Here is a 19,824-nt window from a genome sequence, read left to right as displayed (position 1 = left end):
GAAACGCCTTGCTCAAGCTCGGACACAACACGATCGAGCGCCTCGCCCGGTTCGGCTACGGCGCCCGCGGCGTCGTCTATTGTCTCGTCGGTGGTCTGGCGCTCCTGGCCGCCATCGGTCGGGGCGGTCGCGCCGGCGACAGCGAGAGCGCGATCCGCTGGGTCCTGGCGGGACCGTTCGGCGCGGTCCTCGTCGGACTGATCGCGCTCGGCCTGCTGGGTTTCGCGGCCTGGCGCCTGATCGAGGGCGTGACCGACGCGGACCGGCGTGGAACGTCCCTGAAGGGCGCCGTCGTGCGGATCGCCCACCTTCTCAGCGCGGCGATCTATACCGGCCTCGCGATCACGGCCGGCAGCCTCGCGCTCGGACTGGGACGAAACGGCGGCGACGCGGCCCAGGACTGGACGGCGTGGCTCCTGGCCAAGCCGTTCGGCCTCTGGCTCGTCGGGTTCATCGGCCTCTGCGTCATCGGCGGCGGCGGCGCCTTCCTGGTGAAGGCCTTCAGGGGCGACGTCACGGACCGCCTGAAACTCGACGCCGGGCATTGCCGCTGGGCCAAGCCGATCGGCCAGTTCGGCTATGCCGCGCGCGGGATCGCCTTCCTGATCATCGGCGGGTTCTTCATCGCGGCGGCCTGGTATCAGGCCTCAGCCGAAGTGAAGGGGCTGGCCGGAGCCTTCGCGGCCCTGCGGGCGCAGCCCTACGGCTGGCTCCTGCTCGCCATCGTGGCGGCCGGTCACTTCGCCTTCGGCGCCTTCGGGCTCATTCAGGCCCGGTTCCGGCACATCGATGCGCCGGATCTCGACCAGACCGATGACGCGGTCGTGGCGGCCCTGCGCGCGGTCCGCTGACGCGTCCTTGGGAACCAATCCCCACATTTGTCGATTGAGGCGCTGATTGCGGGCTCTGGTCACCGGATCGTCTTTTTGTGATCGGGGCACCCATAAGGAGGGGAAAGACCCAGTGCAGTTTCGTTCGACTATCCTCGCCGGCGGCCTCGTGGGGCTGAGCCTCGGTCTCGCCGCCGCGCCGGCCCTCGCGCAGGGCATCTCCATCGGTCCGGGCGGCGTTCAGGTCGATCCCGGCTATCGCCGTGGCTACGACGACCGTGGTCCGCCGCGCAGCGAGCTGTCGCGTGGTGAAGCGGCCCGCATCGCCCGTCGCGAAGGTCTCGTGGATGTGGACGGCGTCGATCGTCGCGGCCCTCGCATGATCGTCCGTGGCTCGGATCGGCGCGGCGACGACATCACCGTGGTTCTCGACAGCCGCTCGGGCGACGTCCTCGACGTCCGCCGCTGATCGCGCCCGCAACGGCTGAGCGACGGGGCCCGGCATGCAGCCGGGCCTTTTTCATGCGCCGTGTCTATGGGCCGTGCGCGGCGAACCGTGTCAGGCCCGCGCGCGCGTCGGAAGCCGGCACCCAGCCGAGCGCGATGAGCCCGTCCGCGCGGACGACGAGGCTGGTGGAAAGGCGCTCGAAGGCATCCGCGCGACCCGTCAGGCGGCAGGCGAGACCGAGCAGCGAACGCGGGACCGGAAGCAGGCCGGGTCCGCGTCCGAGACCCGCACGCAGCGCCGCGATCATGTCCGGGATGGTCAGGGCGTCGGGCTCCGCGACCACGAGCGGACGCCGCAGGGGACCGGGCGCGTCGAGCGCAATGGCGACGGCCTCACCGAGGCTCTCCACCGAGACCAGCGAGCGCCGCGCCGTGAGGGCGCCGAACGGCAGCGGCGCGCCCGAGCGCGCCCACTGCATCAGGGTCGCGACGTTGCCCCTGGCACCCGTGCCGTAGACCAGTGCCGGGCGCAGCGCGACCCAATCGAGCCCCGTCCCCGCCAGGGCCCGCTCGGCGGCCAGCTTGGAGTGGCCATAGGCATCGGTCGGCTTCGGCGAATCGGCCTCGGTGACGATGCCGGGCGCCGAGATTCCGGTCTGAGCCCGGATCGAGGACAGGAAGACGAAGCGCTGCACGCGCGCCCGCGCCGCCGCTTCGGCGAGGCGCAGGGTCGCCTCGGTGTTCGACGCGCGGAAATCGTCTCCCGGCGTGCCCGACATCGTCTGGGCGAGGCCGGCGGAATGCACCACGGCATCGACGCCGGCCAGGGCCGCTGCCATGTTCATCGGGCGCGTCAGGTCGCCCACGACCGCGCTGCTGGCGCCTTCCGGAACCTCCACCGGCCGCCGCAGCAAGACCCGCACGCGGTATCCCCGCCGGGACAGGCTGTGCAGGAGGTGGCGGCCGATGAAGCCGGTGGCCCCGGTCAGTGCGATGAGGCGTGCGCCCAAATGCCGAACCCTCTCCTATGGCCGTCTGGCGGTGACCTCGATCTCGACCTTCATCTCGGGCCGCAGCAGCCCGGCGACGATGACGACGGTGGCGGCCGGCCGGATTTGGGCGAGCACCCGGCCACAGACGGCGAGCACCGCCTCGGCCTCCGCGCGATCGGTGACGTAGTAGGTCGCCCGCACGATATCGGCGAGGGCGGCCCCCGCGTCGGTCAGAACGGCCGCGATCGTGCGCCAGCAGGCCTCCGCCTGCTCGGCGGCAGAATCCGGCATCGTCATCGTGGCGTAATCGTAGCCCGTGGTTCCGGCGACGAACACGAAGCCGTCCTGCACCACGGCGCGGGAATAACCGTAGGCCGCCTCGAACGGCGACCCGGAGGCGATGAGGCGCCGCACGCTCATCCGCGCCGAAGCGCTTCGAGCACCTTCGCGCCCGGACGACCCGTGGGCGGCATGCCGAGGCTGCGCTCGACTTCCTTGATCGCGTCGCGGGTCTTGGCGCCGACCTTGCCGTCCGGCTCGCCGACATCGAAGCCGCGCTTCGTCAGGCGAGCCTGGAGGTCGCGGCGCTCGGCGCGGGACAGGGGCGGATCGTCGGTCGGCCATTCCGCCTGGATGCCGGCCCGCCCGCGCAGGCGGTCGGACAGGACCGCGATGGCGAGCCCGTAGGATTCGGCGGCGTTATATGAATAGAGCGCGTCGAAGTTCCGGGTCACCAGGAAGGCCGGCCCGTCGATTCCGGCCGGCAGCATGATCCCGGCGGAGCCTTCGCCCGAGAGCGGCTTCCCGTCGATGCGGGTGACGCCCAGCGACGCCCAGTGCGCCACCGGCTTCTTGTTCTTGCGTCCGGCGGCGCCCGCGTTGAAGCCGCGTGGCACGCGGACCTCGTAGCCCCAGGGCTGTCCGTTGTTCCACTTGGCCACGCGCAGGAAGTTCGCCGTCGAGGCGACCGCGTCGGGCACGGAATCCACGAGGTCGCGGCGCCCGTCGCCGTCGCCGTCCACGGCCAGGCGCTGGTAGGTGGTGGGCATGAATTGGGTCTGGCCGAAGGCGCCGGCCCAGGAACCGTTGAGGCGGGAGGGATCGATGTCGCCGCGCTCGATGATCTTCAGGGTCGCCATCAGCTCGCCCTTGAAGAAGTCCTTGCGGCGGTGGTTGGCGCAGATCAGGGTCGCGAAGGACTGCACCAGCGGCATCTTGCCGAGGTTCTTGCCGAAATTCGACTCGACGCCCCAGACCGCCGCGACGGTGTAGCGGTCGACGCCGAAGCGCGCCTCGGCATTGGCGAGCGCCTGGGCGTGCTGGCGCATCGCGGCCTTGCCGTCGTCGACGCGCTCCTCGTCCACGAGGGCGGCCATATAGTCCCAGATCGGCGTCTTGAACTCGGGCTGGGCCTGGGAGAGCTCGATCACCTTGTCGTCGTGGGCGATGCCGGCCGTCGCCGCGCGGAAGGTCTGGGCCGAGATGCCCTGCGCGGCCGCTTGGGATTGGAGGTTTGCCAGGCAATCCTGGAAATCGGCGCGGGCGCTCGCGGTGGTGGAGAGGAGCGCCGCGGCGAGCCCGAGGGTGAGCCTCGCCGTCTTGTCCGAGCGGCCGAATGCCATGGTGATCTCCGCCAATGCGTTCGCACAGAATGTGATCGCCGATTCAGGCGACACCAGGGTTAACGAACGATTGAGAACGGGGTGATTCCCGGCCGGGCGCACCGTCCGCGCGGTGCGCCCGTGATGCCTCGTCCGGGTCTCAGGCGAAGCCGCGCGCCGCGAGCTTGTCCTCGTAGGCGTCGATCTTGGGTGCGCGCATCAGGGTCAGGCCGATCTCGTCGAGACCGTTGAGCAGGCTCTCCTTGCGGCCGGGATCGATGTCGAAATGCAGCGTGCCGCCGTCCGGGCCCTTGATGGTCTGGGCCTCGAGATCCACCGACAGGGTGGCGTTGGAGCCGCGCTCGGCATCCTCGAACAGCTTCTCGAGGTCTTCCGGAGAGACCGTGATCGCCAGGATGCCGTTCTTGGCGCAGTTGTTGAAGAAGATGTCGGCGAAGCTCGTGGAGATCACGCAGCGGATGCCGAAATCGGTCAGCGCCCAGGGCGCGTGCTCGCGCGAGGAGCCGCAGCCGAAATTGTCGCCGACGACGAGGATCCGGGCGTTGCGGTAGGCCGGCTTGTTGAGGACGAAGTCCGGGTTCTCGGACCCGTCGTCGTGGTAGCGCATCTCGGAGAACAGGCCCTTGCCGAGGCCGGTGCGCTTGATCGTCTTGAGGTACTGCTTCGGGATGATCCGGTCGGTGTCGACGTTGATGATCCGCATGGGCGCCGCGACGCCCTCCAGGGTGGTGAATTTTTCCATGATGATGGCCGCCGTGGTCCGTGTCCGCTCCGCGAGCCGGTCCTCCTCCGAAACCCGTAAGGAGGCCGAGCGCTTGCGCGACGGTCTATCAGCAGGCGGAACCCGCCGAAAGACGGGCTGCGGAAAGACGGGGTGTGGCGTCTCGCGATCGTTGCGTATCCCGCCTATGCTCGGCGGAACGGACGACGGGGATGGCGATGACCGAGAACGCGAACCAATTCAAGAAAGCGCCCAAGCGCAAGAAGGAGAAGGCCCGCTCGGTGACGGTCTCGCCCGAGATGCGCCAAGCCTATGCCGACCTGATCAAACAGAAGGAGGAGCGCGAGGAATACGCCAAGCACCTGCCCTCCGAGAAGGGCAGGTGATCATTTCGATAGAGGTGATCGTTTCGGGAGACGCTGGCCGGCGGGCCTAGCGCTTGCCCGCCTCGATCACGTCCTCGACCGTGCGCAGGCCGGCGCGGGGCGCGTTGACGAGGCAGGCCATGTTGCCCGGCGGGTGCTGGTTCTTCCACATCTTGGTGTGCGCCTGGGGGATCTTGTCCCAGGGGAAGACCTCGCTCATGCAGGGGTCGACGCGCTGGTCGAGCACGAACTGGTTGGCGGCCGAGGCCTGCTTCAGGTGCGCGAAGTGCGAGCCCTGGATGCGCTTCTGGCGCATCCAGACGTATCGGGCGTCGAAGGTGATGTTGAAGCCGGTGGTGCCGGCGCAGAACACGATCATGCCGCCGCGCTTGGCCACCAGGGTCGAGACCGGGAAGGTCGATTCGCCCGGATGCTCGAACACGATGTCGACGTCGTTGCCCTTGCCCGTGATGTCCCAGATCGCCTTGCCGAACTTCCGGGCTTCCTTGAGCCAGGTGTTGTACTCGGGGCTGTTCACCTTCGGCAGCTGGCCCCAGCAATCGAACTCCTTGCGGTTGATCACGCCCTTGGCGCCGAGGCTCATGACGTAGTCGCGCTTCGACTCGTCGGAGATCACCGCGATGGCGTTGGCGCCGGAGGCCGCGCAGAGCTGCACGCCGAACACGCCGAGGCCGCCCGAGGCGCCCCAGATCAGCACGTTCTGGCCCGGGCGCACGGTGTGCGGCGCGTGGCCGAACAGCATGCGGTAGGCGGTGGCGAGGGTGAGGGTGTAGCAGGCCGCCTCCTCCCAGGTCAGGTGCTTGGGGCGCAGCATGAGCTGGCGCGACTGCACCCGGCAGAACTGCGCGAAGGAGCCGTCGCCCGTCTCGTAGCCCCAGATGCGCTGGGTCGGTGAGAACATCGGGTCGCCGCCGTTGCACTCCTCGTCGTCGCCGTCATCCTGGTTGCAGTGGACGATGACCTCGTCGCCGACCTTCCAGCGCTTCACCTTGGCGCCGACCTTCCAGACGATGCCCGAGGCGTCCGAGCCCGCGATGTGGTACTCGCCCTTGTGGACGTCGAAGGGCGAGATCGGCTCGCCGAGCCCGGCCCAGACGCCGTTGTAGTTCACGCCGGCGGCCATGACGTAGACGAGCACCTCGTCGTCGCCGATCTCCCAGACGGGCAGCACCTCGAGCTGGTGCGACTGCTCCGGCGGGCCGTGACGGTCGCGACGGATCGCCCAGGCGTACATCTTCGCCGGCACGTGACCGAGGGGCGGAACCTCGCCCATCTCGTAAAGGTCCTTGGTCTCCACCGGGCTCGACGCAGCACTCGCGGCCATCTTGGCTCTCCCCATCACTTCTTGTGCTGCACCCTATATCGGCGAACCGGGAGCCCTCCAAGAGCCGGAACGGGCAAGAATCTTTGTCGGCCACGACAAGAAAGATGAAGGCGGGAAAGAGAAAGGCGCCGGTCACGCCGGCGCCTTTCTGTATTCAGTATTATATCGTTCGGACGGGCACTTAACTCCGCTCGCGGTCGGCGTTATTCCGCCGCCGTTCGGCTGGTGTCGATGCCGAGCCCCTCGGCGACGCCGCGCCCGAAATCCGGGTGCACCTTGTACCAATGTCCAATCATCCGGTCCTGAATGGCGCGGGAGGAATCGCCCATCGAGGCCACGATGTTCTCCACGAGGCGCTGACGACCGCCCGCGTCGAGCACCTTCGACCAGAGTTCGCGCGGCTGGCCGTAGAGGTCCTCGTCGTCGCCGGGCCAGCCGTAGCGGCCGGCATCGCCCGTGAGACGCAGGGGCGGCTCCATCACGGAGGGGTCCTGCACCGGGCCGCCGAAGGAATTCGGCTCGTAGTCGATCTGCGCGCCGTGGTTGCCGTCGGTGCGCATGGCGCCGTCGCGATGGTAGGTCTGGACATCGGCCCTGTGGGCGCGGTTCACGGGGATCTGGTGGTAGTTCACCCCGAGCCGGTACCGGTGCGCGTCCGAGTAGGACAGGATGCGGTTCTGCAGCATCTTGTCCGGCGAGAAGCCGATGCCCGGAACCACGTTCGAAGGCTCGAAGGCCGATTGCTCGATCTCGACGAAGTAGTTCTGCGGATTCCGGTTCAGCTCGAACTCGCCGATCTCGATCAGCGGGTAGTCGGCATGGGGCCAGACCTTGGTGAGGTCGAACGGGTTGATCCGATAGGTGTCGGCGTCGCGTTCCGGCATGAGCTGCACCTGAACGCTCCATTTCGGGAAATCGCCTTGCGCGATGGCGTTCGACAGGTCGGCGGCCGAGTAGTCCGGGTCTTCGCCCGCGAGCTTGTCGGCCTCGTGGGCCGAGAGGTTCTTCACGCCCTGCTTCGTAAGGAAGTGGAACTTCACCCAGTGGCGCTCACCCTTGTCGTTCCAGAGCGAGAAAGTGTGCGAGCCGTAGCCGTGCATGAAGCGGGCGGAGACGGGGGTGCCGCGATCCGAGTACAGGATCATCACCTGATGGATCGCCTCGGGCGACAGGCCCCAGAAATCCCAGCGGCGCCAATGCGGCTTCAGGTGCGTGCGGGGATCGCGCTTCTGGGTGCGGATGAAGTCCGAGAACTTGATCGCGTCGCGCACGAAGAAGATCGGCGTGTTGTTGCCGACCACGTCCCAGTTGCCCTCCTCGGTGTAGAACTTGAGGGCGAAACCGCGCGGGTCGCGGGCGGTGTCGGCCGAGCCGGACTCGCCGCCGACCGTGGAGAAGCGTGCCAGCATCGGCACCTGCGCGCCGACCTCGGTGAGCACCTTGGCGCGGGTGAACGCGGCCAGCGACTTCGTCAGGCGGAAGCTGCCATGCGCGCCGTAGCCCTTGGCGTGCACCACCCGCTCGGGAATGCGCTCCCGGTTGAAGTGGGCCATCTTCTCGATGAGGTGATAATCCTGCATCAGGACCGGACCGCGCGTCCCGGCGGTCAGCGAATTCTGGTTGTCGGAAATCGGATTCCCGAAGGCCGTCGTCAGGCGGGGATCGTGGTCGGCCATTGCGCTTTGTCTCCATGACGAGCGTCGGCGGGCTTCGCCGGATGGCTCTTGGGTCACCCTCGCGATCGCCGGCGTTCCCTGGCCGAACGGCTGGACATTGTAGCCGTTCCAGGGTGGCGGCCACTTTCCCGTGAGCCGTGTCCGGATGGCGCCGGCGACGCTCCGGGGTTCCGCCATGCCCTTTGGTGCTGATGACGTGGCGGACGCGCTTCGCTAGGGTGCGCGGCAAGTGATCGGACGCAGTCAAATGCAATTTGAGATCACATCAAATTCAGTCTTGGGGGAACGGAGATGAGCGGACAGGCAAGCGTCGCGGAGATCAAGCGCGACAAGCCGTGGATCATCCGCACCTATGCGGGCCATTCCAACGCGGCGGAATCGAACGCGCTCTACCGGGGCAATCTCGCGAAGGGGCAGACCGGCCTCTCGGTCGCCTTCGATCTGCCGACGCAGACCGGCTACGACCCCGACCACGAGCTGGCGCGCGGCGAAGTCGGCAAGGTCGGCGTCTCGATCGCGCATCTGGGCGACATGCGGACCCTGTTCGACCAGATTCCGCTCCAGCAGATGAACACCTCGATGACGATCAACGCCACGGCGCCGTGGCTGCTGTCGCTCTATCTCGCGGTGGCCGAGGAGCAGGGCGCGCCGCTGAGCGGCCTCCAGGGCACGACGCAGAACGACATCATCAAGGAGTACCTGTCGCGCGGCACCTACGTGTTCCCGCCCGCGCCCTCCCTTCGCCTGACCAAGGACGTGATCCTGTTCACGACCAAGGAGGTGCCGAAGTGGAACCCGATGAACGTCTGCTCCTACCATTTGCAGGAAGCGGGCGCGACGCCGGTTCAGGAGCTCTCCTACGCGCTGGCCATCGCCATCGCGGTCCTCGACACCGTGCGCGACGACCCTGATTTCGACGAGGCGAGCTTCGCCGACGTGTTCAGCCGCATCTCGTTCTTCGTGAACGCGGGCATGCGGTTCGTCACCGAGATCTGCAAGATGCGGGCGTTCGCGGAACTCTGGGACGAGATCGCCCAGGAGCGCTACGGCATCACCGATCCCAAGAAGCGCATCTTTCGCTATGGCGTGCAGGTGAACTCGCTCGGGCTGACGGAGCAGCAACCCGAGAACAACGTCCACCGCATCCTGATCGAGATGCTGGCCGTCACCCTGTCGAAGCGGGCCCGCGCCCGCGCCGTGCAGCTTCCGGCCTGGAACGAGGCCCTCGGCCTGCCGCGTCCCTGGGACCAGCAATGGTCCATGCGCATGCAGCAGATCCTCGCCTTCGAGACGGATCTTCTCGAATACGACGACATCTTCGACGGCTCGAAGGTCATCGACGCCAAGGTCGAGGCGCTGAAGGCCGAGACCCGAAAGGCCCTGGAGGAGATCGGCGGCATCGGTGGCGCCGTGGCGGCGGTCGAGACCGGTGCGCTCAAGCGTGCGCTGGTCGAATCCAACGCCAAGCGCATCTCGGCGATCGAGGCCGGCGACCAGGTCGTGGTCGGCGTCAACAAGTTCCAGGCCGGCGAGCCCTCCCCCCTCACCGCCGGCGACGGCGCGATCTTCACGGTGTCGGAGACCGTGGAGATGGAGGCCGAGCAGCGCATCCGCGAGTGGCGCGCGAAGCGCGACGACCGGGCGGTGGAGAAGGCCCTCGAGGACCTCGAGGCCGCCGCGCGCTCGGGCGCCAACATCATGCCGGTCTCGATCGCGGCCGCGAAGGCCGGCGTCACCACCGGCGAGTGGGGCGGCCGCCTGCGCCAGGTCTTCGGCGAGTACCGGGCGCCCACCGGCGTGACCCTGGAGACGGTGTCGTCGGGCGCGGCGCAGGATGCCAAGCTCCTCATCGCCGATCTCGGCGAGCGCCTGGGCGAGACGCCGAAGCTCGTGGTGGGCAAGCCCGGCCTCGACGGCCACTCGAACGGGGCCGAGCAGATCGCCTTGCGCGCCCGCGACGTCGGCTTCGACGTGACCTATGACGGCATCCGCCAGACGCCGGCCGAGATCGTCGCCAAGGCCAAGGCGACGGGCGCCCACGTGGTGGGCCTGTCGATCCTCTCGGGGAGCCACGTGCCGCTGGTGCGCGACGTCAAAGCGAAGATGCGCGAGGCCGGCCTCGACCACATCCCCGTGGTGGTCGGCGGCATCATCTCGCCCGACGACGAACTCGTGCTCAAGAACATGGGCGTGACGGCGGTCTACACCCCGAAGGACTACATCCTCGACACCATCATGGTGGGCATCGCCCGTGTGGTGGAGCGCTCCCTCGACAAGCGCGCCGCCGAGCGGGCCGATGCCGAGGCCGGCATCGCCGGAGCGCTGCCGCGCGGGGACAATGCCGAGACGGTGTTCTGAGGCGCGGGTCACGAAGGGGGCGGCGTTCCGCGCCGTCCCCTCTCCCTCAGGGCGTGCCGACGTAGCGGTCCCGCCCGGCGCCGAGGCTGCACAGGAAGGCGCAGAACGCGATGAGGCAGAACAGGGCCGTCGAGGCGACCCAGCCGCCCGTGAGGTCGTGGACCAGCCCGAAGCTCAGGGGGCCCAGCGACGCCAGGGTGTAGCCGACGCTCTGCGACATGGCCGCCAGATCGCCGGCCGCCGCCGGGTCGGGCGCGCGCAGGACGATGATGGTGAGGCCGAGGCCGAACAGGCCGCCGAGCCCGGCCCCGAGCAGCATGCCGACCGGGAGGGCGAAGGCGAGCGGGCCAGCGACCAGCGCCACCAGGGACACGACGCAGAGCGTCAGGAGGCCGACCGCGAACGGGCGCTGGTCGCGGCAGCGCGCGGCCAGGGCCGGGACGAGCAGGGCGGCCGGAGCCTGCCCGATGCTCATCAGCGATGCGGCGAACCCGGCATCCAGGGCGCTCAGACCCCGATCGTGCAGGACCAGGGGAAGCCAGCCGAACATGATGTAGGCCAGCGACGATTGCAGGCCCATGAAGCCCGTGACCTGCCAGGCCAGCGGATCACGCCACAGGGAGCCGCGACGCGCGGGGCCGGCCTGCACCCGGGAAGTCCGGGCGAAGGGCGCCCAGGCCAGCGTCGCCAGCAAGGCCGGCACGGCCCAGAGAGCCAGGGCGGTCGACCACGAGCCGAGATCGTCGGCGAGCGGCACGGACAGCCCCGCGCCGGCCGCGGCGCCGAGGCACAGCACCATCGTGTAGAGGCCGGTGAGCAAGCCGGTCTGGCCCGGGAAGTCGCGCTTGACGAGACCGGGCAGGAGCACGCCCGAGAGCCCGATGCCGGCGGCCGCGAGGCAGGCCCCGACGAAGAGCGGCAGGGTGCCGCCGAGGCCGCGCAGGCCCGACCCGAGGGCGACGACCGCCACGGCCAGCAGCACGCCGCGATCGGCACCGAGGCGGCGGATCACCGGGGGGCCGAGGGTGCAGGCGAGGCCGATGCAGAGCACGGGCAGCGTCGTCAGCAAGGCCGCCCCGGCGGCCGTCAGCCCGGTCTCGGCCCGGATGCGTTCCAGCAGCGGCCCGATCGTGGTCAGGGCCGGGCGCATGTTGAAGGCGACCAGCATGATGCCGAGGCCGAGAAGGATCGGCCGGCGTGCCCGCGCGAGGGGTCGGGTCACGCGTTTTTCCGCCTCGCGGACAGACTTAGGAGCAGCGCCCCGGCCCAGGCCAGTCCGAAGGGGAAGTCGCCGAGGCGTGCGTAGAACGTACGTCCGGAGATACGGGCCGGAAGGTTCGCATCGAGGACGCCCTCGACGCCGAGGGGCAGGCTCGCGGTGACGCGGCCATAGGCGTCGACGACCGCCGAGATTCCCGTATTGGCGTCGCGCACCAGGGGCAGGCCCTCCTCGACGGCGCGCAGGCGGGCCTGTGCGAGGTGCTGGCGCGGACCCGGCGTGTCGCCGAACCAGGCATCGTTGGTCAGGTTGAGGATCAGGCCGGGCACCGGCGGCGGGCCGCTCGGCGTCGCGCCCGGCACGATCGCGCCCGGAAAGATCGCCTCGTAGCAGATCGTGGCCGCCACGGGCGGCAGCCCCGGAATGCTCATGATGCGCTGGGTCTCGCGGTTTCCGGCCGTGAAGCCGCCGGGGATCGAGACGAATTGCCGGATGTGCAGGCCGCGCAGGATCGCGTCGAGGGGCCCCGGCAGGTACTCGCCGAAGGGGACGAGGTGGACCTTGTCGTAGATGTCACCGAATTTCGGCCCGGCCGCGATGGTCAGGATGCTGTTGAAGAAGCGCGGGCGCTCGCCCGCGACCGGCGCCTCGACGCGCGCCGCGCCGGTGATCAATTGCTTGCCGGCCGGGAAGGCGGCGGCGATTCGCGCAAGCGCTTCCGGATCACGTTGGATCAGGAACGGAAACGCGGATTCCGGCCAGATCACGTGGGTCACGTCGGCGATGCCGGTGCGGTCGGGCGCGGCGGCGCGGTCGCTCAGTTCGAGGTAGCGGTCGAGGATGTCCTGCCGGTTCTCCGGCCGGAACTTGGCGTCCTGGTTCAGGTTCGGCTGCACGAGGCGCAGGCGCACGCCCGCCACGGGTGGCGAGGCGGTCGCGGGCACCCGCGCAGCGCCGAAGGCCATCAGGCCGGCGAGGGCCAGGCCCGCCAGTCCGAGCGGCGCGTAGCGCCCCCGCGCCGTGTCGGCGACCGGCAGGGTGGCGGGCGCGGCGGCGATGAGGATCGTCAGCAGCGTGAGGCCGTAGAGCCCGAACACGGACGCGGCCTGCATCGGCCAGAGGTTCTGCCCGAGCGCCATGCCGAGCGTATTCCAGGGAAAGCCCGTGAAGAGGTGGCCGCGCAGCCATTCGCAGGCGGCGAGCCCCACCGCCAGCGACACGATGCGCACGGCACCCCGCGACCAGAGCAGGCGCGCCAGCGCAAAGCCGGCGGCGTAGAACAGCGCCAGCACGGCCGGCAAGCCGATGACCCCGAGCGGCAGGGCCCAGAGGAATTCGTCGGCCTCCACCAGGAAGGCCGAACCGAGCCACCACAGGCCGGCCGTGAGGTAGCCGAAGCCCCAGGCCCAGCCGATCAGGGCCGAGGCGAGAACCGCGCCGCGCCGCGCCTTGCGGCCGGTGGCGGACCCGTCGATCAGCCAGACCGCGAGGCAGAGCGAGACGACGAGGGCCGGGAACAGCCCGAAAGGCGGCATCGCCAAGGCGCCGAGCGCACCGGCCAGGACAGCGACGGCGATACGGCGCCAGCCGGAGGTGAGCATCACCCGATGCGCCAGGGACGCGAGCGGACCCGTCGCCGGACCGCGCGCGGGGCGGTCCGCGAGCGTGGAGGTCATTCCAAATCCGTTCGTACAGGGGCGGTTCGCGCAGGGTCCGTCACGGCGCGGAGGCTTCGGCGGGCGGCGTCGGCGGCGGCAGGGCGAGGGGAACCACGGCGGTGATGCGCGCATCGCCGCGCTGCAGGCGCAGGCGCTTGACCCGGCGGGGATCGGCGTCGAGCACCTCGAATTCGAGGTCGCCCGGCCCGCTGATCAGTTCGCCGCGCGAGGGCACGCGCCCGGCCAGCGTCACGATGAGGCCGCCGATCGTATCGATCTCCTCGGCCATCTCCCCGACCGCCGCCACGAGATCGACTCCGCTGACCTGCGAGACTTCGGCGAGGCCCGCGCGCGCATCGGCGACGAAGACCTCGCCCTCGCCCTCGACGCGCTGGATCAGGTGCCCTTCCGCGACGTCGTGCTCGTCCTCGATGTCGCCCACCACCATCTCGACGAGATCTTCGATCGAGATCAGCCCGTCGGTGCCGCCGTACTCGTCGATGACGAGGGCCATGTGGGTCCGCGTCGCCTGCATCCGGACCAGGAGATCGATGGCGGGCATCGAGGGCGGCACGAACAGAACCGGCCGCTGGATCCGGGTCGCTGCCAGGGTCGCGGAGAGGTCGACATGGGCGAGGTTGAGCGTGCGCAGGGCGCGCGTGCCCCGCCGCGCGCGCGGCGGCAGTACCGGGGCCGCGCTCTCGGCCTCCGGCTGCGCCGTCGCGCCGGCGCGGCGCGTTCCCGCTTCCGCGCGGACGGCGATGTGATCGACGAAGTCGCGGATGTGGACCATGCCGCGCGGGTCGTCGAGGGTCTCGCCGTAGACCGGCAGGCGCGAATGGCCGGCGGTGCGGAACAGCTTGAGGAGGTCGCCGAGGCTCGTCTCCATCGAGACCGCCACGATGTCCGCGCGGGGAATCATCACGTCGTCGACGCGCACCTTGTGCAGGCCGAGGACGTTCTTGAGCATGGCGCGTTCGAGGGGCGAGAAGGCGTTCTCACCGGTGTCGGGCTCCGCCAGCGCGTCCTCGATGTCGTCGCGCAGGGAATCGCGCGGCCGCAGGTGGAAGACGTGCAGGAGGCGGTCGTACCAGGGCTCGCGGGCCTGGACCTCGCCATCACCGGAACCTGCACCGGCACTGGGCGCGGCCTGCGCCGCGCCGCGACTTCGATCGTTTGTCATGTCTCTCTGATCTGGGAGGTGGAGCGGAACGACCGGGCGCTCGGTTCAGGGTTCCGCGGCATAGGGGTCGGGCACGCCGAGCGTGCGAAGCGCCGCCACTTCGAGGGCTTCCATCGCCTCGGCATCGGCATCGCCGGTCTCGTGGTCCTGACCGAGCAGGTGAAGGGTGCCATGGACAAGGAGATGCGCGAGGTGGTCGCCGAGCGGCTTCGACTGCTCCGCACTCTCGCGCAGCATTGTGTCATACGCAAGAACGACGTCGCCGAGCGGCACCGGCATTCCCGCATGGGCGGGCTGCGCGGGCGCCGGAAACGACAGCACGTTGGTGGGCTTGTCCTTGCCGCGCCACGTCCTGTTGAGGTCCTGCACCACGGCGTCGGTGGTCAGCAGGACGCTGATTTCCACCGCGCCGCGGGGCGGCTCGGGCGTGATGGCGAGACCGGCCTCGACGGCGCGAATCACGAAGGCTTCGAGGTCCGGCGCCACGGCTTCCCAGCGCGGGTCCTCGATCGCGACGTCGATCTCGGCCTCGGGCGTCCCGGTCATGCGAGCGGCCTGCGGCGGGCGGGCGGCGCGCGGTCCGCCTCCCCCTCCCCGTGCGAGGCCGCCTCGTAGGCGGTCACGATCCGGCGAACGAGGTCGTGGCGAACCACGTCGACGTCGCGGAAGGTGATGCGGCCGATGCCCTCGACGCCGTCGAGGACGCGCACGGCCTCGACGAGCCCGGATTTCTGGCCGGGCGGCAGATCGATCTGGCTCGGGTCGCCGGTGATGATCATGCGGGAGTTCTCGCCCAGCCGGGTGAGGAACATCTTCATCTGCATCGAGGTGGTGTTCTGGGCCTCGTCGAGGAGCACCACCGCGTTGGTCAGCGTGCGCCCGCGCATGAAGGCCAGAGGCGCGATCTCGATGATGCCGGTCTGCAGGCTGCGGTCGACGTGGCGCGATTCCATGAAGTCGTAGAGCGCATCGTAGATCGGGCGGAGATACGGATCGACCTTGTCGCGCATGTCGCCCGGCAGGAAGCCGAGGCGCTCGCCGGCCTCGACGGCGGGGCGCGACAGGATCAGCCGCTCCACGTGGCCCTGTTCCAGCAGGGACACCGCGTGGCCCACGGCGAGCCAAGTCTTGCCGGTGCCGGCCGGCCCCTCGGCGAAGACGAGTTCGTGGCTGCGCAAAGCCTTGATGTAGGCGTCCTGCGCCGCGTTCCGGGCGCGCACGGCGCCGCGCTTGCGCGTGGCGATCTGGTCGAACACGGCGCGGTCGGGCTCGGCGCTCACCTCGGCGGCCGGGAAGAGGTTGCCCTGCTGCGTGGTCTCGTGGATCGCCCCGTCGACGTCGCCCAGGGTGAGCGGCGCCCCGCTCGCCCTCACGCGGGCATAGAGCCGCTCGAAGACCTTGCGCGCCTTCTCGGCCGCCTCGACGCTGCCCTTCACCACGAGGTGGTTGCCGAGCGCCGTCGCGGTGATGCCGAGGCGCCGCTCGATATGCGCGACGTTCTGGTCGTACTGACCGAAGACGAGGCTCGCGAGCCGGTTGTCGTCGAAGGTGAGCGAGACCTCCTCGGTCTCCTCAAGTCCGCCCATGCGCGCCGCCGGGCCGCGCCCGCGCAGGGCACCGCCACGTCCACCCGCCCCGTCAGATCCTGGCACGCAGTTGTCCCTCATGAAGTCCGTTGGCCGGAAGCCGGCCCGCACCCTGCGTCCGGAGAAGACCGTGAGATCGGGATTCGTCGCCAGGCGTCCAGCGTGCGCCGGGCGCGGCGTATCGCCCGATCCGTGCCGAATGGTGGATCAAGCGGCCGCCGCCGCATCGGTGGCGGCTTCGCCGAACAGGCTGTTGGAGCCCGCGCGCACGATCCGCACCGGCACGAGCGTGCCGATGGTCGCGGCCGGCGCATCGAACTGCACCGGCAGGAGGTGCGGCGTCTTGCCCGCGACCTGCCCGGGATGGCGGCCGGCCTTCTCCACCAGGACCTCCACCACCGTGCCGACCGCCGCGGCGTTGAAGGCGTGGCGCTGGTCGTCGAGCAGGCCCTGCAGGGCGGCCAGTCGCTCCGACTTCACGGCCTCCGGCACCGCGTCGGCGCTCTCGGCCGCCGGCGTGCCGGGGCGCGAGCTGTACTTGAACGAGAAGGCGCTGGCGAAGCCGATGTCGCGCACCAGCCGCATCGTGTCCTCGAACTCGGCGTCGGTCTCGCCCGGAAAGCCGACGATGAAATCCGACGACAGGGCGATGTCGGGACGGACCAGCCGCACCCGCTCGATCAGCCGCCGATAGGCGTCTCCCGTGTGCTTGCGGTTCATCGCCTTCAGCACCCGGTCGGAACCGGACTGCACCGGCAGGTGGAGGTAGGGCATCAGGGCCGGGATCGCGCCGTGCGCGGCGATGAGGTCGTCGCCCATGTCGTTGGGGTGGCTGGTGGTGTAGCGCAGTCGTAGGAGGCCCGGCAGGCGCTCCAGCTCGCGCATCAGGGCCGGCAGGGTCGCGTTGGCGCCGTCGCGGCTGAGGCCGTGATACGCATTCACGTTCTGGCCGATCAGGGTGATTTCGCGGACCCCGCCCGCGACCAGCTTCCCGGCCTCGGCCAGGATCGCCTCGACGGAGCGCGAGACCTCGGCGCCGCGCGTGTAGGGCACGACGCAGAAGGCGCAGAACTTGTCGCAGCCCTCCTGCACCGTGAGGAAGGCCGTGACGCCGTGGGTCCGGCGCGCGGGGAGATGGTCGAACTTGTCCTCGACGGGGAATTCGGTGTCGACGACGCGCTTGGTGCGGGACCGCGCCAGCAGGTCGGGCAGCCGATGGTAGTTCTGCGGGCCGACGACGACGTCGACGGTGGACGAGCGGGCCAGGATCTCGGCGCCCTCGGCCTGCGCCACGCAGCCCGCGACCACGATCTTGGTGTCGTGTCCGGCCTCCGCGCGCTCGCCCTTGAGGACGCGCAAGCGCCCGAGTTCCGAGTAGACCTTGTCGGCGGCCTTCTCGCGGATGTGGCAGGTGTTGAGGATGACGACGTCCGCCTCCTCCACCGCGTCGGTGGCCGCGTAGCCCTCGGCGCCCAGCACGTCCGCCATGCGGGCGGCATCGTAGGCGTTCATCTGGCAACCGTAGGATTTGACGAAGGCTTTCTTCAACAGTCCGGTTCCGAAGGATGGGGGATCTGGCTCGCGCATAGCACGGATCGCCGCCGCCGTCGCGCGGTCCTAACCGGCCGTCAGCCCCGCACCCGGCATCGATACGCCCTGCCCCGCCGTGTCATGGGGACGACCCGACCAGACCGGCCCGGCCGGCGAACGTCCCGTCGTCCCGCGCTGGACGGCCTCGCGCACGGACGCCTCGGCCAGGGCCGTGGCGCGCTTGCGGTCCGTGCCGGCCTCGAAGGCGATCGGCGCGCCCCACGCCACGTGAATGTCGAGGGGGCCGCCGGCGAGGAAGGCGGCGAGGTGCGGCGCGAGGTCCATGTCGCCGTACCAGGCGACCTCCGGCCGATCGGCGCGGGTGAGCGGCATGCCGTTGCGGCGCGGATAGGTGATGGCCAGCGGTTGCAGGCGGATACGGTCCGGCCCCCCGCCCTCGCCCGCCAGGGCCGCGCGCGCGGCGCCCACCAGCGAGGATCGGAACGGCAGGAGACGGGTTCCGTCGCCCGTGGTCCCTTCCGCGAACAGCACGATGAGGTCGCCGCCCGCGAGGCGCCGGGCCACCGCCGCGTTGACGTTGGCGGTGTCGGCCCGGCGCGCCCGGTCGATGAAGACGGTGCGCTGGAGGCGGGCCAGGGTGCCGACCAGCGGCCAGCCGGCGATCTCGGATTTCGCCACGAAGGAGAGCGGCCGCAGCGAGCCGAGCACGAGGATGTCGAGCCAGGAGACGTGGTTCGACAGCACCAGGGCGGGCTCGCCCGGTCCGGGCGGCGTGCCGCTCTGCGTGACCCGGAGCCCGAACAGCCACAGGAACGCGCGGTGGAAGACCACCGGCATCCGCGCCGCGATCCGCCCGCGCCCGAAATGCAGGCTGAGCAGATGCGGCCCGACCACGGCGAGGAACACGAGGGCGCAGAGGATGAGGCGAGCGATCGTCCCGAGGCGCGTCATCGCCGGATCAGGCGCCGCCGCTTCGGATCACGCCAGCACCGCCGTCATTGTCAGCGCCGTCGCGCGGCTCCCATCCGCGCGGGTGTAGTAGCCCGTGCGCTCGCCCACCCGCCGGAAGCCGTGGCGGGCATAGAGCTTCTGCGCGGGCGCGTTGCCCTCGTCGACCTCGAGGTGGACATTGCGGATGCCCGCCTGGGCCAGGTGTTCGAGATGGGCGCCCACGAGCTTGTGCGAGAGGCCGCCCCCGCGCACGCCGGGCGCCAGCACCACGGTGAGAATCTCGGCCTCGTCCGCGGCCTTGCGGGAGAGCACGAAGCCCTGGATCGCGCCGTTCTTCCACAGGGCATGCGCCTCGGTGGAGCGCTCGCACAGCATGCGCTCGAATTCGTGCGCGTCCCAGGAGCGGGCGAAGGCGGTGGCGTGGATGCGGGCGAGCGCCCGCGCCTGCCCCGAATCACGCAGCGGCGTGACGTAGGGCGCGGTGCCCCACGCCTCCCACCAGGCGGACCAGACCTCGAGCGGCCAGAACGGCGTCAGCGGACGGGTCATCGGCGGGCGAGCCTCGCATGATCCTGCGGCCGGGCGTCGGGGCCGCGCAGGTAGAGGGGACGGGCGAGGGCCTGGGCCGGGTCCGCGAGCATGCCCAGCGACGCGATCCAGGCGATTTCGGCGGCTCCGGTTCCGGCGATCTCGGTGTGCAGCCCGCGCGCCTTGGCGGCGGCGGCGATCATCGGCGCGCCGGAGCCGACCAGGGTCACCGTGCCGTCGAGCATCGCGGCGGCCTCCTCCGCCGGCACGTGGCTCGGTGGCACCACGATGCCGTCCGTCATGCTCATGGCCTGGAGATAGACCGAGCCGTGGCGCGCATCGATGGCGGCGACGATCAGACCCTCGCCGTTCAGCGCCAGCAGCGGCGCGAGCAGGGCCGAGAGGGTGGTGACGCCCACCACCGGAATGCCGGTGGCCAGCCCGATGGCGCGGGCCGCCGAGAGGCCGACGCGCAGGCCCGTATAGCTTCCGGGGCCGACGGTGACGGCGACGCGGTCCAGCGCCTCGAAACCGCCGGTGAAGCGCGACACCACCCGCTCGATCATCGGCAGAAGCGCCTCGGCATGGCCGCGCCCGAGGATCATCGACTCATGGGCGAGGAGATCGTCGGTGGTGTCTGAGGCGATGCAGACGGAACAGGCGTCGAGCGCCGTGTCGATGGCGAGAATACGCAACGTCACTCCCGATCGTGCCACACGCCCCGAGGCGCGAGGCTCCCCGGGGGAAAGTGCCAGCCTAGGACAAAAACGGCCGCTCCGTCAGGGCGGAGCG

General features: G+C 70.1%; 19 protein-coding genes. 4 read left to right on the top strand and 15 right to left on the bottom strand.

Annotated elements, in window-relative coordinates:
* The first annotated feature begins 8 nt into the window (after positions 1-8).
* Entirely contained in the window at positions 9-851 is an 843-nt protein-coding gene (locus MKK54_RS12885) for a DUF1206 domain-containing protein (protein WP_244011362.1), read from the top strand.
* 112 nt (positions 852-963) lie between these two features.
* Complete coding sequence (locus MKK54_RS12880) at positions 964-1,299, top strand: PepSY domain-containing protein (RefSeq protein WP_244011361.1); 336 nt, start codon at positions 964-966, stop codon at positions 1,297-1,299.
* Positions 1,300-1,363: 64 nt separating this feature from the next.
* Here the strand turns inward: MKK54_RS12880 and MKK54_RS12875 are convergent, their stop codons facing one another.
* The 4 genes from MKK54_RS12875 to leuD form a co-directional block, all read right to left on the bottom strand.
* Complete coding sequence (locus MKK54_RS12875; RefSeq protein WP_244011360.1) at positions 1,364-2,287, bottom strand: NAD-dependent epimerase/dehydratase family protein; 924 nt, start codon at positions 2,285-2,287, stop codon at positions 1,364-1,366.
* A 15-nt stretch (positions 2,288-2,302) separates the two neighbouring features.
* Positions 2,303-2,683: a RidA family protein gene (locus tag MKK54_RS12870; RefSeq protein ID WP_409564176.1), complete on the bottom strand. Its 381-nt coding sequence runs from the start codon at positions 2,681-2,683 to the stop codon at positions 2,303-2,305.
* Between the two features lie 2 nt (positions 2,684-2,685).
* Positions 2,686-3,891, bottom strand: coding sequence for a lytic murein transglycosylase (locus MKK54_RS12865; protein ID WP_244011358.1), 1,206 nt, complete (start codon positions 3,889-3,891; stop codon positions 2,686-2,688).
* A 139-nt stretch (positions 3,892-4,030) separates the two neighbouring features.
* Complete coding sequence (leuD, locus tag MKK54_RS12860) at positions 4,031-4,633, bottom strand: 3-isopropylmalate dehydratase small subunit (protein WP_244011357.1); 603 nt, start codon at positions 4,631-4,633, stop codon at positions 4,031-4,033.
* Between the two features lie 197 nt (positions 4,634-4,830).
* On the opposite strand from leuD, the gene MKK54_RS12855 reads away from it, so the two are divergent.
* Positions 4,831-4,998: a hypothetical protein gene (locus MKK54_RS12855; protein WP_244011356.1), complete on the top strand. Its 168-nt coding sequence runs from the start codon at positions 4,831-4,833 to the stop codon at positions 4,996-4,998.
* A 46-nt stretch (positions 4,999-5,044) separates the two neighbouring features.
* Here the strand turns inward: MKK54_RS12855 and ccrA are convergent, their stop codons facing one another.
* Complete coding sequence (ccrA, locus tag MKK54_RS12850; protein WP_244011355.1) at positions 5,045-6,322, bottom strand: crotonyl-CoA carboxylase/reductase; 1,278 nt, start codon at positions 6,320-6,322, stop codon at positions 5,045-5,047.
* A gap of 203 nt (positions 6,323-6,525) precedes the next feature.
* Positions 6,526-7,998 (bottom strand): catalase, encoded by a 1,473-nt coding sequence (locus MKK54_RS12845; protein ID WP_244011354.1) that lies wholly within the window; start codon positions 7,996-7,998, stop codon positions 6,526-6,528.
* Between the two features lie 291 nt (positions 7,999-8,289).
* Here MKK54_RS12845 and MKK54_RS12840 point away from each other — a divergent pair, with 291 nt between their 5' ends.
* Positions 8,290-10,356, top strand: coding sequence for a protein meaA (locus tag MKK54_RS12840; protein ID WP_244011353.1), 2,067 nt, complete (start codon positions 8,290-8,292; stop codon positions 10,354-10,356).
* Positions 10,357-10,402: 46 nt separating this feature from the next.
* Here the strand turns inward: MKK54_RS12840 and MKK54_RS12835 are convergent, their stop codons facing one another.
* The 9 genes from MKK54_RS12835 to tsaB form a co-directional block, all read right to left on the bottom strand.
* Entirely contained in the window at positions 10,403-11,578 is a 1,176-nt protein-coding gene (locus MKK54_RS12835; protein ID WP_244011352.1) for an MFS transporter, read from the bottom strand.
* The gene (gene lnt / locus MKK54_RS12830) at positions 11,575-13,251 is read right to left on the bottom strand and encodes an apolipoprotein N-acyltransferase (RefSeq protein WP_244011351.1); all 1,677 of its coding nucleotides are present in this window, start codon (positions 13,249-13,251) and stop codon (positions 11,575-11,577) included. The genes MKK54_RS12835 and lnt overlap by 4 nt, the downstream gene beginning before the upstream one ends.
* 40 nt (positions 13,252-13,291) lie before the next feature.
* On the bottom strand, positions 13,292-14,416 hold the full coding sequence (locus tag MKK54_RS12825) for a CBS domain-containing protein (RefSeq protein WP_244011350.1): 1,125 nt from the start codon (positions 14,414-14,416) through the stop codon (positions 13,292-13,294).
* 45 nt (positions 14,417-14,461) lie between these two features.
* Positions 14,462-14,962, bottom strand: coding sequence for an rRNA maturation RNase YbeY (gene ybeY, locus MKK54_RS12820; protein ID WP_244011349.1), 501 nt, complete (start codon positions 14,960-14,962; stop codon positions 14,462-14,464).
* Positions 14,959-16,083, bottom strand: coding sequence for a PhoH family protein (locus MKK54_RS12815; RefSeq protein ID WP_409564175.1), 1,125 nt, complete (start codon positions 16,081-16,083; stop codon positions 14,959-14,961). The genes ybeY and MKK54_RS12815 overlap by 4 nt, the downstream gene beginning before the upstream one ends.
* Before the next feature lie 126 nt (positions 16,084-16,209).
* Positions 16,210-17,550, bottom strand: coding sequence for a tRNA (N6-isopentenyl adenosine(37)-C2)-methylthiotransferase MiaB (miaB, locus tag MKK54_RS12810; protein WP_244011348.1), 1,341 nt, complete (start codon positions 17,548-17,550; stop codon positions 16,210-16,212).
* A 69-nt stretch (positions 17,551-17,619) separates the two neighbouring features.
* On the bottom strand, positions 17,620-18,504 hold the full coding sequence (locus tag MKK54_RS12805; RefSeq protein ID WP_244011347.1) for a lysophospholipid acyltransferase family protein: 885 nt from the start codon (positions 18,502-18,504) through the stop codon (positions 17,620-17,622).
* A gap of 27 nt (positions 18,505-18,531) precedes the next feature.
* Positions 18,532-19,053: a GNAT family N-acetyltransferase gene (locus MKK54_RS12800; RefSeq protein WP_244011346.1), complete on the bottom strand. Its 522-nt coding sequence runs from the start codon at positions 19,051-19,053 to the stop codon at positions 18,532-18,534.
* Complete coding sequence (tsaB, locus tag MKK54_RS12795) at positions 19,050-19,727, bottom strand: tRNA (adenosine(37)-N6)-threonylcarbamoyltransferase complex dimerization subunit type 1 TsaB (protein ID WP_244011536.1); 678 nt, start codon at positions 19,725-19,727, stop codon at positions 19,050-19,052. Before tsaB ends, MKK54_RS12800 begins: the two co-directional genes overlap by 4 nt.
* Positions 19,728-19,824 lie beyond the last annotated feature (97 nt).

This window comes from Methylobacterium sp. J-068 (assembly GCF_022829445.1).
In the GTDB taxonomy this organism is placed as follows: domain Bacteria; phylum Pseudomonadota; class Alphaproteobacteria; order Rhizobiales; family Beijerinckiaceae; genus Methylobacterium.
This window is presented reverse-complemented; position numbering and strand designations above follow the sequence as displayed.

Coding starts and splice junctions, on each gene's coding strand:
- MKK54_RS12865 (WP_244011358.1), bottom strand. CDS start 3,891: ATGGCATTCGGCCGCTCGGACAAGACGGCGAGGCTCACCCTCGGGCTC.
- leuD (WP_244011357.1), bottom strand. CDS start 4,633: ATGGAAAAATTCACCACCCTGGAGGGCGTCGCGGCGCCCATGCGGATC.
- MKK54_RS12855 (WP_244011356.1), top strand. CDS start 4,831: ATGACCGAGAACGCGAACCAATTCAAGAAAGCGCCCAAGCGCAAGAAG.
- ccrA (WP_244011355.1), bottom strand. CDS start 6,322: ATGGCCGCGAGTGCTGCGTCGAGCCCGGTGGAGACCAAGGACCTTTAC.
- MKK54_RS12845 (WP_244011354.1), bottom strand. CDS start 7,998: ATGGCCGACCACGATCCCCGCCTGACGACGGCCTTCGGGAATCCGATT.
- MKK54_RS12840 (WP_244011353.1), top strand. CDS start 8,290: ATGAGCGGACAGGCAAGCGTCGCGGAGATCAAGCGCGACAAGCCGTGG.
- lnt (WP_244011351.1), bottom strand. CDS start 13,251: ATGACCTCCACGCTCGCGGACCGCCCCGCGCGCGGTCCGGCGACGGGT.
- MKK54_RS12825 (WP_244011350.1), bottom strand. CDS start 14,416: ATGACAAACGATCGAAGTCGCGGCGCGGCGCAGGCCGCGCCCAGTGCC.
- ybeY (WP_244011349.1), bottom strand. CDS start 14,962: ATGACCGGGACGCCCGAGGCCGAGATCGACGTCGCGATCGAGGACCCG.
- MKK54_RS12815 (WP_409564175.1), bottom strand. CDS start 16,083: ATGAGGGACAACTGCGTGCCAGGATCTGACGGGGCGGGTGGACGTGGC.
- MKK54_RS12805 (WP_244011347.1), bottom strand. CDS start 18,504: ATGACGCGCCTCGGGACGATCGCTCGCCTCATCCTCTGCGCCCTCGTG.
- MKK54_RS12800 (WP_244011346.1), bottom strand. CDS start 19,053: ATGACCCGTCCGCTGACGCCGTTCTGGCCGCTCGAGGTCTGGTCCGCC.